The 12,792-nt window shown below is 73.6% G+C and carries 12 protein-coding genes; 3 read left to right on the forward strand and 9 right to left on the reverse strand.

The window, feature by feature from the left end; genetic code table 11:
- Positions 1-53: 53 nt before the first annotated feature.
- Positions 54-578 (reverse strand): GNAT family N-acetyltransferase, encoded by a 525-nt coding sequence (locus tag BLT97_RS12860; RefSeq protein WP_093609357.1) that lies wholly within the window; start codon positions 576-578, stop codon positions 54-56.
- Positions 579-706: 128 nt separating this feature from the next.
- On the opposite strand from BLT97_RS12860, the gene BLT97_RS12865 reads away from it, so the two are divergent.
- The gene (locus BLT97_RS12865) at positions 707-1,054 is read left to right on the forward strand and encodes a 5-carboxymethyl-2-hydroxymuconate Delta-isomerase (protein WP_093609359.1); all 348 of its coding nucleotides are present in this window, start codon (positions 707-709) and stop codon (positions 1,052-1,054) included.
- A 26-nt stretch (positions 1,055-1,080) separates the two neighbouring features.
- Here BLT97_RS12865 and BLT97_RS12870 read toward each other — a convergent pair whose 3' ends face one another.
- The 4 genes from BLT97_RS12870 to BLT97_RS12885 all read right to left on the reverse strand — a co-directional run bounded on the left by BLT97_RS12870 (position 1,081) and on the right by BLT97_RS12885 (position 5,919).
- Positions 1,081-1,800: a TetR/AcrR family transcriptional regulator gene (locus tag BLT97_RS12870; RefSeq protein ID WP_093609361.1), complete on the reverse strand. Its 720-nt coding sequence runs from the start codon at positions 1,798-1,800 to the stop codon at positions 1,081-1,083.
- A gap of 79 nt (positions 1,801-1,879) precedes the next feature.
- A complete protein-coding gene (locus BLT97_RS12875; protein WP_093609363.1) occupies positions 1,880-2,935 on the reverse strand; it encodes a PDR/VanB family oxidoreductase in 1,056 nt (351 codons plus the stop codon).
- Between the two features lies 1 nt (position 2,936).
- The gene (locus BLT97_RS12880) at positions 2,937-3,890 is read right to left on the reverse strand and encodes a metal-dependent hydrolase (protein ID WP_093609365.1); all 954 of its coding nucleotides are present in this window, start codon (positions 3,888-3,890) and stop codon (positions 2,937-2,939) included.
- 82 nt (positions 3,891-3,972) lie between these two features.
- The gene (locus tag BLT97_RS12885) at positions 3,973-5,919 is read right to left on the reverse strand and encodes a hypothetical protein (protein WP_093609953.1); all 1,947 of its coding nucleotides are present in this window, start codon (positions 5,917-5,919) and stop codon (positions 3,973-3,975) included.
- Between the two features lie 168 nt (positions 5,920-6,087).
- Here BLT97_RS12885 and BLT97_RS12890 point away from each other — a divergent pair, with 168 nt between their 5' ends.
- On the forward strand, positions 6,088-6,564 hold the full coding sequence (locus tag BLT97_RS12890; RefSeq protein ID WP_245769296.1) for a hypothetical protein: 477 nt from the start codon (positions 6,088-6,090) through the stop codon (positions 6,562-6,564).
- 116 nt (positions 6,565-6,680) lie between these two features.
- Here BLT97_RS12890 and BLT97_RS12895 read toward each other — a convergent pair whose 3' ends face one another.
- The 4 genes from BLT97_RS12895 to BLT97_RS12910 all read right to left on the reverse strand — a co-directional run bounded on the left by BLT97_RS12895 (position 6,681) and on the right by BLT97_RS12910 (position 11,443).
- The gene (locus tag BLT97_RS12895) at positions 6,681-8,171 is read right to left on the reverse strand and encodes a DUF1996 domain-containing protein (protein WP_093609367.1); all 1,491 of its coding nucleotides are present in this window, start codon (positions 8,169-8,171) and stop codon (positions 6,681-6,683) included.
- 148 nt (positions 8,172-8,319) lie between these two features.
- A complete protein-coding gene (locus tag BLT97_RS12900) occupies positions 8,320-8,970 on the reverse strand; it encodes a LuxR C-terminal-related transcriptional regulator (RefSeq protein ID WP_093609369.1) in 651 nt (216 codons plus the stop codon).
- The gene (locus tag BLT97_RS12905) at positions 8,955-10,214 is read right to left on the reverse strand and encodes a sensor histidine kinase (protein WP_093609371.1); all 1,260 of its coding nucleotides are present in this window, start codon (positions 10,212-10,214) and stop codon (positions 8,955-8,957) included. The genes BLT97_RS12900 and BLT97_RS12905 overlap by 16 nt, the downstream gene beginning before the upstream one ends.
- A gap of 239 nt (positions 10,215-10,453) precedes the next feature.
- Entirely contained in the window at positions 10,454-11,443 is a 990-nt protein-coding gene (locus BLT97_RS12910) for an NAD-dependent epimerase/dehydratase family protein (protein ID WP_093609373.1), read from the reverse strand.
- Between the two features lie 673 nt (positions 11,444-12,116).
- On the opposite strand from BLT97_RS12910, the gene BLT97_RS12915 reads away from it, so the two are divergent.
- Complete coding sequence (locus BLT97_RS12915) at positions 12,117-12,764, forward strand: hypothetical protein (RefSeq protein ID WP_093609375.1); 648 nt, start codon at positions 12,117-12,119, stop codon at positions 12,762-12,764.
- Positions 12,765-12,792: the final 28 nt, after the last annotated feature.

Raw genomic sequence — 12,792 nt, forward strand, 5'->3', positions numbered from 1 at the left:
CCCGCCGGGCCACCCGGCGCCGGGGCTCGGGCGGCTCAGGGGGATCGGGCGGCTCAGGGGAGCTCGGGGGCGAGGCGCTTCTCCAGGAGCGTCACCCCGTACTTGCTGCCGCCCGCGCCCTCCTTGAACGGCTGCTCGCCCACGACCGTGTAGCCGGCGTGCTCGTAGTACGCGCGCAGCCGCGGGTTCGAGGAGACGCAGTCGAGCCGGCACAGACCGCGGCCCTGCGCCGCGACCCGCTGCTCGGCATGGGCGAGCAGCGCACGGCCGGTGCCCGCCGGGGTGCTGCGCCCGGTCATCAGGCGGTGCACGTAACCGGCCACGGGCGGCTGCGGGCCCCAGGCGGGCTCGTCCTCCCACCACAGCTCGTACGCACCGGCCGGCTCGCCGTCCGCGGAGGCGAGCCAGACCTCGCCCTCCTTGATCCGCAGCCGGAAGTGGTCCTCGCTCTTCTCGCCGGGCTTCCACTGGTCGATGCCGTTCTCCTGCATCCAGCGTGCGGCCCCGTCGTACAGGCCGACGAGAGTCGCGAGGTCATGGGGGTCGTCGGCGGCGGGGCGGAAGTCGAGGGTGATCATGGGCTCAGTATGCGCCGGGGGGCCGGGGCGGACGCCGCGGGGGTGGTACCCGCGGCACGCCCCGGTACCGCCCGCCGTACGCTCGAACCGCTCGCATCCGACCGACCCGAACGACCACGGAGCACCCCATGCCGCAGATCACCGTCGACCACCCCGCGCAGCTCACCGACGCCTTCGACCGCCGCGGCTTCGCGCTCGCGCTGCACCCGCTCGTCGTGGAGATCGCGGGCGCGCGCCTCGCCGCGTGCAAGACGCGCTTCCGCACCACCGAGGAGAATGTGGTCGGGGACGAGGCGGCGGGCCCCGGCGTCCTGCACATCGAGATCGCCCTGCTCGCGGGCCGCAGCGAGGAGACCAAGAAGCAGCTGGCGACCGCGGCCGTGGAGCTCGCGGGCAAGTTCGTGGCGGGCACGTCCGTCGCGGGTCATGTGTCCGCCGAGGTACGGGATCTGGACGGGTCGTACGCGAAGGTCTGACCCGGCCGTTCCGCCGAGGAGCCTCGCTACCGGGGTGCCAGCGCCACCAGTCGCGCCACCAGGTCGCCGAACGGGCCGTCCGCCGGCTCCTCGGCGAGGATGCCGGTCAGGATCGCGGCCATCTCCGTGTCGTACGCGGCGCTCACCGCGGTGAGCGCCGCGAAGTCGTGGACCAGCTGGAGCTCCAGCTCGGCGCGCGGGATGCGGCGGCCGTCCAGCCAGATCAGCGCCGTGGACTCGGCGAGCGACACCCAGGAGCGGATGACGAGTTCGAGCCGCGCGGGCGGCTCGGTGATCCCCAGGTGCCGCAGGATCTCCTCGTACGCGGCCTGGCGCACCGAGTCGATCAGGGCGTTGGCGTTCACCGCCGCGTCCGCGTCGCGGCCGAGCGTCCCCGCCACCGCGGGACCGCCGCGCATCAGCGCCGAGAACCCGGGCCCGTGCTCGTCCACGAAGTCGAAGAACCGGCCCATCACCCGCAGCAGCCGCGCCCCGAGCGGCCCTTCGTGCGGCTCCACGAAGCGCTCCGCCAGATCCTCGGCGGCCCGCTTCAGTGCCGCCTCGTACAGGCTGAGCTTGCCGGGGAAGTAGTGGTAGACGAGCGGCCGGGAGATGCCCGCGGCCGCCGCTATCTCGTCGATGGAGACCTCGTCGGGGGAGCGGTGGCTGAACAGCTCGAGGGCCACGCCGATGAGTTGCCGGCGCCGCTCCTCGACCGCCATCCTGCGGCGCACCCCGGTCGTCATACGAACACTCTAACGGGCAGGGGCGCGGGGGCTTCCAGGCCTGTGCCGCGGGGCGCGCGCCCGCCCGGCGGACGAGCGCCTAGAGATCGAGCACCAGCCGCCCGCCCCTGGCCCGCGAGACGCAGATCAGCATCGAGCCCTCGCGCTCGACGTCGGTGAGCAGCTCGTCGCGGTGCTCGATCTCGCCCGCCAGGACCCGCTGTTGGCACGTACCGCAGAAGCCCTGCTCACAGGAGTACGCGGTGGCCGGCAGCTCCCGCCGTACGGCCGTGAGCACGCTCTCGTCGGCCGCCACGGTCACCGTCCGCCCGCTGCGGCGCAGTTCGACCTCGAAGGGCTCGTCGCCCTCGACGGCCGCGGCTGCCGTGAACCGCTCCCGGTGCAGCGTGCACCCGGCCGGCAGGACCTCGGCCACCGCGTCCATCAGCGGCGCGGGCCCGCAGCAGTACACGGCCGCCGCCCGCGGCACCTCGGCCAACAGCGCGGCCAGGTCCGGCCGTCCGGACTCGTCCTCGGCCACCACCGTCAGCCGGTCCGGCCCGGCCGCCTTCTCGACCTCGTCGAGGTACGGCATCGAGGCCCGGCTGCGCCCGCAGTACAGGATCCGCCAGTCGGCCCCCGAGGCCTCGGCAGCCCGCAGCATCGGCAGGATCGGGGTGATCCCGATGCCGCCCGCGACGAACACGTACGCGGACGAGGGCTTCAGCGGGAACCGGTTCCGCGGCCCGCGCACCCGCAGCCGCATGCCCGGGCGCAGCTCCTCGTGCACCTCGCGCGAGCCGCCCCGGCCGTCCTCGACGAGCCGGGTCGCGAGGGTGTACGCGGTGCGGTCGGCCGGGTCGCCGCACAGCGAGTACTGCCGCACCAGGCCGGACGGCAGGGTGAGTTCGAGATGGGCGCCCGGCTCCCAGGGCGGCAAGTCCTGCCCGTGCAGCCGCAGTTGGACCACACCTTCGGCGATCTCCTCGCGGCCCGCCAGCGTCAGCGTGAGGGCGCGGTCGCGCGGCCGTCCGGAGGTCGGCACCGGCAGGGCGGGCAGCGGCCACAGCGGCGAGCGCGCGATCCGGCGGCGCAGCGCGCGCCGGGTCAGCAGCGCGACACCGGCCGCGGCCGCGACGGTACGCAGTCGGGGCATGTCAGTGGGCGCCCTTCTCGCGGGCCTCGGCGGCCAGCGCGGCCGGAGACGAAGCGAGGTAGGCCACGGCCTGCGCCGTGGAGCCCTCCTGGGAGGGGTGGTAACGGCGGTCCAGATAGCGCGGGATGGAGCGGGCCATCGCACCGGCCGTCGGCAGCATCCCCTGCTGCCCCTTCGCGAAGAACTCCCGCCAGGTGGCCCGCCCGTCGACCAGCGTCGGGTCGTTCTCCATGAAGAAGCGGGCGCCGCGCTGCCACAGGAAGACCAGGGCGCTGAAGGCCGTGGCCCAGGTGCGCACCCGGCGCGCGTAACCGCCGTCCACGTGCAGGAACAGCTCGAAGGCCACCGACCGGTGCTCCACCTCCTCCGCGCCGTGCCAGCGCAGCAGGTCAAGCATCGTCGGATCGGCGCCCTTGCGGTCCAGGCTCTCGGCGTTGAGCACCCAGTCGCCGAGGAAGGCCGTGTAGTGCTCGATCGCCGCGATCAGCGCGACCCGCTCGTACAGCCACCACGTGCGCGCCCGGCCCGGCGGCAGCGTCCGGTCCCCGAGCAGCTTCTCGAAGAGCCAGTCGACCTGCGCGAGATACGGCGCCGGGTCGAGGCCCTGCTCCTTGAGGTGCGGCAGGACCTCGTCGTGGGCCTGGGCGTGCATCGCCTCCTGCCCGATGAACCCGATCACGTCCGCGCGCAGCTTCTCGTCCCTGATGTACGGCAGGACCTGCTTGTAGACGTGCACGAACCAGCGCTCGCCCGCGGGCAGCAGCAGGTGCAGCACATTGATGGTGTGCGTGGTGAACGGGTCGTCCGGGATCCAGTGCAGCGGCGTCCCCTCCCAGGCGAAGGAGACCTTGCGTGCCTTGAGCGCGATGTGCTCCGACGCTTCCCCGAGTTCTCGGCTGCGCTCGAACAGGGGAGACCCCAACGGCTGCGGTAGCCGAGCCTGCGTATTAGACATGCCGTCAATGTACTGACGGGTAAGGAGTTGGCAACACCCCTGTGCACACGGGAGTTGACCGGGAGGCGCGGCCTCCCGGTCGTCACCGCAGCACGCTCACCTTGTCCCCGTTCTCCAGGCGTCCGTCGAGCTCCGCACGGGCGCCCTCCTTCGCGCGGACGGACAGGGTGTTGCCGTCCGCCGAGGCGCGCACGCCGCCCGAGGTCTCGATGGATTCGATCTGGCGGCTGCCGCCGGCCAGCAGATACCAGCTGCCGCCCTGCGACTTCCACAGCACTCCGGCAAGCACCTTCGGGTCGCGCGGCCCGCAGGCGGGCGCGTCCTCCGCCTTGGCGGCGATGGCCCCGGTCGGCTTGCCGGGGGCCTGGAACTGCGCGAGCGTACGGCTGCCCGCGCCCCGCCAGGTCTCGGCGCGGGTGCACACCCAGGTCGCGGTGCCGTTGTCCTCGGGCAGCGTCTGGTGCGCGTACGCCCACGAGTTGACCGAGCGGACCCCGTGCGAGCGGACGGTCGGCAGCAGACAGGCGGTCTGCGCCCAGCTCCTGCGGGCGGCGCCGCCGGCCAGCTCGCGGGGCGCCTCGGGGCGGCCCGACGTGAGGTGGGCCGGGGTGAGCTCGCCGAGGTCGGTGACGGTGCGGGTGGTGGCGTTGTCCCCGAGCTCCAGCGCGTTCCACGACGTGCACTTGCGGGCCTGCGCCGAGCTCGCCACCGGGTCGGTGACGCCGTCCTCGGTGCGGCCGAGCGCACGGGCCCGCGCGGACGGGTCGGTGAGGTCGCGGACCGCCACCTCGCTGACCCAAGGGGCCGTCAGATAGCGCACATTGCCGTCCGTGCGGCCCACGACCAGGGCGCTCGCGGTGGCCGTGCCCGCGCCGTCCACGCGGGCGAAGTCCAGGGCCGCGCCGCTCGTGCCCTCCTTGGGCTCGGCATAGCGCGCGATCCGCAGCCCGTCGTACAGGACCACGACGCGCGCCTGGTCCACCTCGCCCGCGTACAGGAGCTGCGCGGGCCCGGGCGGCGCGCCCGCCGGGGTGCCGGGCGTCGCCGAGACCTGCACGCTCCTGCCGGGCCGCGCCCACACCGCGAGCGCCCGGCGCAGCAGGTCCTTGTCGCCGGTGAGCGAGCCGCGCGCGGGCCAGGCCGAGAAGTCGGTGCGCGCCGAGCGCTTCCAAGCGTCGGCGCCTGCGGCCGTCAACTGGTCCGGATCCAGGGCGGCTTCGGCCGCGGGATTCTTCGCGTACGAGGGTGCCGCGGCGCCGTCCGGGCCCCACCCGTCCCCGGGCAGCCCGAGCAGCGCCCCGCAGACCACCACGGCGGCGGTCGCGACCAGCGCCGCCTTGGTGTGCTGGCGGCGGCGCATCAGATCCGTGGGCCGGGCCTGCAGCGAGCAGGGGTCGAACTCGGGGGAGTCGAGCAGCGCGTACATCGCCTCCACGCCGTCCGCCTCGGCGAGCGCCGCGTGCGGGTCCTCCACCCCGGCCGCGTCCAGGATCCTGCGCACCTCGGTGTCGGGCAGCCCTTCGAGGCCGCGCAGCACATAGGCGGCGCGGGCCGGCCCCGACAGGGCGGAAAGCCGCTGGTCCAGGGCGAGTTCGTCGGCACCGCCCGAGCGCGGGAACAGTCTGAGACCCCACACCTGCGGCAGCAGCGGCGGGAACTGGGCGCGCCGGGGCCAGGCCCTGCGCCGCAGCGGCAGCCCCGCGGCCAGGGCCCCGCGCAGCACGCGCAGCCGCACATACGCGTATCCGGGATCGCCGAGCCGCCCGCGCGCGCCCTCCGTGCGCTGCTGCGGGAAGGCCGGCGCCTCGCCCGGGGTGCGGCCCTTGGGCAGGGCGCGCTGGGCCAGCGCGTGCGCGGTCAGGACCCGGCGGTTGCGGCCGAGGCTCGGCGGCAGCACGAGGTAGCCCAGCCGCACGAGCCGGGGATAGTGCTCGACGATGGCCGCCTCGGCCTGTTCGAGGGCCACGGCCGGGGCGGCCGGCGCGGGATCCTGGGCGGGGCGGCGGGTGGCGACATCCGGAGAGCTCACGTTCAGCAAAACGAGCGAATCATGGGATGGTCACTCGAATGCGATGGAGGCGCCTCAACTGAGGCTCCCGCGAGCCGAGTTGGCCGTATCGATCGCTCGGGGCGGCCCGAGGCGCTGCACCTCCGCGAAACCCCGCGGACAGGGGTGCGGGCGGTGCACGATGGGCAGATGCGTCTACGCCCCCACATAGTCCGACTGGCTTGTGCGGCCGCCCTGTTCACCCTCGTGACGGGATGCGGCGGCGAGGAGGATCCGGTGCCCGAGACGGTCACCGGCAGCCTGGAGGAGATCGCCGACAAGGCGGACTGCGAGCCCAACGTGCAGACGGACGCGGCCGAGCTGCGGCAGGCCAACTGCCGCAGCGGCGCGGGCCGGTTCATCCTCACCACGTTCGCCACGGACCGCGGCCAGCGCGAGTGGATCAACGAGGCGAACGACTACGGCGGCACGTACCTCGTGGGCCGCAAGTGGGTCGTCAGCGGCGAGGAGAAGGTGGTCGTGTCACTGCGCGGCCGACTCGGCGGGACCGTGGAGCGCGCCGGGCACCACTCGGGGAGTAGCGGTACCGGGGGGAGCGGGCACTCGGACGGTCACGACGACGGGCACTCCGAGGAGCCGGAGGAGGGCGCCGGTCATCAGCACTGAGCCGGCCGCGCAGGCCGGAACCTTGGGCCCCGGTGGGGGACGGGGCCCAAGGTCATGGGGGGAAGGTGCAGGCAGGGGCTAGGGGCTAGGTGGGGGAGGGGTTGAGGGGGCGGGGGTCAGCGGCAGCGGGCGCCGCGGTTGATGCAGTTCACCAGGCGCCGCATCTCGCGGTCGTCGAAGACGTTGATGAAGTCGCCGTGGTCGGTGACGGGCTTGTGCAGCTGCTCGGGGAAGGAGTCCACGGCGAAGTTCGGCTCCGGCGGCACGTCGTAGACGATCCGCTGCACCAGCTGCGGAATGGCCCGGAAGCCGGACGGGCAGCGGCCGTTCGCGTCGGCGAAGGCCACATGGGTGCGGTGGTTGGCGCTGTCGATGTTCTGTCCGTCCCAGCAGCTCTGGAACTTGAAGGTGCGCACGACCTTCGAACCCTCGGGACACAGCGGGTACTTGTCCTTCAGCTGCCGGTTCTCGAAGCCGGTGCAGCTCCAGGAAGCGTTGGCGTTCCCGTTGCCGTTGGTGAAGGCCTTGGCGTCACCGGTGATGATCCGCAGGAACCGCGGCATCGCGACGACCCGGCCGGTGGGGCTGCCCACGAACTTCAGCGTGACCTGGTCGGGGGTCTGGATCTCGCCGACGTTCTTGTCGTTGCCGCCGCCGTCGGCCTGCGCGTCGTCCTCGTCCTGTCCGTTCTGGATCCGCAGCACCGGCCAGTAGTACGTGGACTTGTCGCGCCGGTTGCGGCAGGTGGTGTCGCCGTTCGCGAGGTCCTCGTCGCTGGAGAAGGCGTCCGTGGCCTGGTTGCCGACATAGTCGTGCATGTGGTGGGCGCCGTTGCTCACGCCGGGCGCGACGATGACGTTGTCCGGGTTGAACTTCCCGTTCGCGTTCGTGCCGCACTTCGTCTCGAACGAACCCCGGGACGCCCCGCGCTTGTTGCGGACCTTGCTCACATTGGGCTCGACGTCCTCGATCGGCACGAAGTCGTCGGGGGACGGGCCGTTGCCCGCCTGCCCGCCGTTGCCCTGGTCCTGGCCGCCGTCCTCGCCCTGGCCGGGGTCTTCGCCCTGCCCGCCGTCCTGACCCGCGTCCCCGCCCTGCCCCGGCTCCTCGCCGGGCGCCGGGCTGCCGCTCTGCGGCGGCTGCTGAGGCTGCGAGTCGTCGGCCCGCAACGTGCACGGCGCGTGCGAGTCCAGACCCTCGGGCGGCTGTCCGCCGGCCTCCTGGATCGCGCCCGATATCGCGGCGAGCGTGCCGCGGCGCTGCTCCTCCAGCGGGCCGAGGACGTCCTGCTGTCCCTGCGCGAACTGCTCGTATGCCTGGGTGATCTGGGTGTCCAGGGCGGCCAGTTCACGGTCGACGGCCGCGCGCGCCCCCTCGGGCACGTTCTGCAGCACCTGGGAGACGTCCGGGCAGTCGATGGTGGACATCCGCTGCCCGGAGTCCCACCCCTGCCCGGCCGGGGGCGAGCCGCTCTCCTCACCGGCCGAGGCGTAGAAGTTCGCCATCGTCAGGCCGCCGGCACCCAGGATCAATGCCGTGGAGGCGGCGATCGCCCGGCCGGCCAGTGTGGAGCGTTTACGTGATCGTTGACGAGATGTGCGTCCCATGGGGCTGTGTACGCGGACGATCTCCGCTTGTTTCAGCGGCCCCGGAAGTTCGTAGCTTTCTCCGTACTCAATTCCGGCACAAGGCATTCAACACGCCTCATTCGCCCCGGACTTGGTCACGTGCGCGCACTCCTCGCCGCGCGGCCCCTCACCGCCCCTGGTCGAGATAGGCGATCACCGCGAGCACCCGCCGGTTGTCGTCGTCCGACACCGGCAGACCGAGCTTCGCGAAGATGTTCGAGGTGTGCTTGGCGATCGCCCGCTCGGTGACCACCAGCTGGCTCGCGATCGCCGCGTTCGACCGCCCCTGCGCCATGAGTTCGAGCACTTCGAGCTCGCGCGGCGTGAGCCCGCCGAGCGGCCGGTCCGCCTGCCGGCGCGACAGGAGCTGCTGGATCACCTGCGGGTCCATCGCGGTCCCGCCCGCCGCGACCCGGCGTACGGCGTCGATGAACTGTTCCGCGTCGAACACCCGGTCCTTGAGCAGATAGCCCACCCCGCCGTTGCCGTCCGCGAGCAGCTCGCGCGCGTACAGCTGCTCCACGTGCTGCGACAGGATCAGGACCGGAAGACCCGGCCGCGCCCGCCGGGCGGCGAGCGCGCACTGCAAGCCCTCGTCGGTGTGCGAGGGCGGCAGGCGTACGTCGCAGATCGCCACGTCGGGCGTCAACTCGGCGAAGGCCTTGGTGAGTTCGGGCCCCGACTCCACGGCCGCGATGACCTCGAAGTCGTACGCCTCCAGCATCCGCACCAGGCCGTCGCGCAGCAGGAACAGGTCTTCGGCTAGGAGTACGCGCAAGGGATCTCCATGGTCACCATGGTGGGACCGCCCGCGGGGGAGCTGACGGCCAGGACACCGTCGAATGTACCGAGCCGCCGTTCCACCCCCGTCAGACCGCTGCCGGCGCTGATCCGCGCGCCGCCCTTGCCGTTGTCGGTCACGGCGATCCGCAGATGGCCGTCGGCGTGGTGCACGTCCACCCAGATCCGCTCGGCACCCGAGTGCTTGACCGCGTTGGTCAGCACCTCGCTCACCGCGAAGTACGCGGCGGACTCGACCGGTTCGCCGAGCCGGCCGTGCAGCGTGACGTCCACGTCGGAGGGGATCGGCAGGCGCAGCGCGAGCGCCTTCACGGCGTCCCCGAGCCCGCGCTCGGCGAGCACCGGCGGGTGGATGCCGCGGACCAGGTCGCGCAGCTCGGTGAGCGCGTCCGCGGAGTTCTGCCGCGCCTGCCGCAGCAGCTCCTTGGCCTTCGCCGGGTCCTTCTCGACCAGCGCCTCGATCGTGCCGAGGTCCATGCCCATCGCGACGAGCCGGGCCTGGGCGCCGTCGTGCAGGTCCCGTTCGATCCGGCGCAGTTCGGCCGCCGAGTCGTCCACCGCGGCGTGCCGGGACTCGGTGAGCTGGTCGATACGGGCGCCGAGCGCGGCCTCGCGGGCCGGGGCGAGCGAGGCCTCGGCGACCTTGAAGTGGGCGCGGACCAGATACGGGTTGGCGAACATCCCCACGGTGATCCACACGCAGCCGAGCAGCGAGGCGAGGAAGGCCGAGCCCCAGCCGCCGACCGGGATGAACGCGTACCACCAGCCGTCGCCGAGCACCGTCCACAGGCCGGCGAACAGCAGGACCCCGAAGACACCTTCGAGCAGCAGCCCCGGAGCGAGGATCGCCGTCACGGCACCGGCGGTCATGTCGGTCAGGAGCCAGCGCAGATCGCGCCAGGTCGCCGGGTCCTTGAGCAGCAGACTGCACCGCTCCACCTGCCCGACCACGCCACGGCGCACATCCGCGGGGAACGGCCGGTACGGCGTCGCGATCTCCACGCCCGCCCACGCGCGGGCGAGCTGCCGCCGCTGCTGGGCGTGCGCCCGTACGAAACCGAGCACGAACGGCGTGGTGAACACCCCGACCCCGATCGGGATCAGCGCGATCGACACCACCGACAGGACGAACAGCGTGATCGAGCCCACCAGCGCCAGCAGCGCCAGGGCCAGGCCCCGCGCCGCCGCGATCAGCGACCCGCGTGCCTTCGTCCGGTCCATGATGTCCGCTCCCGCCTGTTCTCCCGCACGGGCCGTGGGTCCGGCCGTACGCAGAACAGTCTGACGGGCGCCCAGCTCCAGGTCACGGGGCCGGACCCCCGACCGGGGGGTGTACCTGGCACCACCCCCCGTAGTCCGTCGAGGGAGCGCAGATTCGCCACGGACCCGAGCGGCCCGCGGCCTCGGAACCGAGCCGCTGCTCGGAGCCGAGCCACTGCCTCGGAACCGAGCCCGCTGCCTCAGAGACCGAGGACCTTCGCCTCGGTCTCCGGGGCGAGGCCCAGGCGCGGCCGGTCGGGGCGCTGCGGTGCCTCGCCGCCGATGGACTGCAACCAGGCCCAGGTGTCGGCGACCGTCTCGCGTACGGGCCGGCAGCGCAGCCCGGTCGCGACGGCCCGGGACACGTCGGCGGCGTGCAGCGCGTCGTGCATGTCGGTGCCGGGCGGCGTCCACACCGGCAGGTCGGTCCACGGCGCGATCCCGGCGTCGAGGATCGCCTGCGGATCGGTCCAGCGCAGCTCGGCGTCGGACCCGGTCACGTCCACGACGGCCTCCAGGAGCCCGCCCATCGTGGTGTGCCCTTGCGGGCTCATCATGTTGTACGGGCCGCTCAGGCCCGACTCGACGGCGTCGAGCATCCACTCGGCCATGTCCCGTACGTCCACGTACTGCAGCGGCAGATCCCGCGGACCCGGCGCGAGCACGGGGCCGCCCTGTGCGATCCGGCCCAGCCACCAGGGCAGCCGCCCGATGTTCTCGTACGGTCCGAGCAGCAGGCCCGCCCGCACGAGGAGGCTGCGTCCGGCACCGAAGCTCTCCAGCACGGCGAGCTCGCCCCCGCGCTTGAGGGCGGCGTAGTCGCCGCCCTCCGCACCCGCCTCGCCCTCGACGAGCTCGGCGCCCTCGTCGTACCCGGCGGGCGGGGCCCACCGGTACACCGAGCAACTCGACACGTACACATACCGCCCGACACGGTCCTCGAGCAGCCGCGCCGCATCCTGCACGGCACGCGGCGCCTTGGACCAGGTGTCGATCACGGCATCCCACTCGCCTTCGGCCAGCGCACCGAGCCCTCCGGCCACGGTGCGGTCCCCGACCAGCTGGACGGCCCCCGCGGGAGCGGCATGACTGCCCCGGTTGAACACGGTGAGCTCCCACCCGCGAGCGAGTGCCCGCTCGGCCACCGCCCGCCCTGCGAACTCCGTACCACCGAGAAGAAGAAGTTTCATGACGCCGATCGTGCCGGGCCTCGCCCCGAAGGGGAACGCCCCTCTGCCGAGGGCAGATCACCACGCGGGCCGGTGGCCCCGTCCCCTGAGCGCCACGGACCGGCGCACCGCCGCGTTCGGCGACAGCGGAGGGTGGCGGGGGCGGAGCCCCCGCCCGGTGGGGCGCCCCAGCCCCCGCCATCCTGGGCTGCCGCGCCATCCTGGGCTGCCGCCCAGTCCGGTGCTGCGCCACTCCGCGGAGCGGCGCAGGGCGGCATCGGCGTTGGCGGTGGCCGAGGATGCCGGGGGTGCAGGGGGCGGAGCCCCCGCGGGGGTTGGTGGGGCGCAAGCCCCACCCTCACTCGGCGCCGCGGAGCGGCGCAGCAGCCGCCGGGGTGCAGCCGGTCCGAGGCCCGCCCACGTCACTGCCGTTGGGGGCGGCCGGCGATCCGGGGGCGCAGGGGGCGGAGCCCCCGCCGGGGGCGGTGGGGCGTCAGCCTCGCCTCACATCTCTGGCGCCGCGGAGCGGCGCAGCGCCCCTGTCGGCGGCAGCCGAGAATGCCGGGGTGCAGGTGTGGAGCCCGCGTCGGGGGCGGTGGGGCGTAGCCCCGCCGACACCCCCGCGACCCGAGGGGCACCCCACAAGAACAGGGTGCCTCTTGCGCAACACCGAGAAGCTGGCACGATGTGCGCGATGACCCACACCCGCTCGCCTCTGCGCGCCCTGCGAGCCGCCCTCTTCGCGGCAGTCGCGGTCACGCTGGCCGGCGTGGGGCATTCGTCCATGTCCGAGCACGAACTTCCGCTCGGCCCCGTTCTGCTGGCCTTCGCGGCCCTGACCGCCGGCACCTGGTGCGCGGGCGGCCGCCGCCGCGGCCTGCCCTCCATCGCGGCCGGCATGGTCGCCGTCCAGACCCTGCTGCACGGCATCTTCGCGCTGACCGGCGCCCACACCGCCCCACCGTCCCCGCACGCCGCCCACCTGCGGCACACCGGCATGCCCGGCATGGCGGCCGAGCCCGGTCTGCTCGACACCCTCACCCACGGCTCGTTCGGCATGCTCGCCGCCCACCTGGTGGCCGCCGTGCTCTGCGCGCTGTGGATCGCCCGCGGCGAGGCGGCGTTCTTCCAACTCGTCGAGGCCCTGGCCGCCTTCGCCTTCACCCCGCTGCGGCTGCTGCTCTCCTCCGTACGGCTGCCCGCCGCACCCCAGCTCGTGCAGCGGCGCCGGACCCGGCGTACACAGGCGTGTCCCCGTACCGCCGTACTCGCACATGCCGTCATCCGGCGCGGGCCTCCCGCGTGGGCGCATCTCCCGCACCAAGCACCCACCGCCGCCTGACCGTCCGCCGCGCAGGCCCGCGGACCAC

Source organism: Streptomyces indicus (assembly GCF_900100315.1).
GTDB lineage: Bacteria > Actinomycetota > Actinomycetes > Streptomycetales > Streptomycetaceae > Streptomyces > Streptomyces indicus.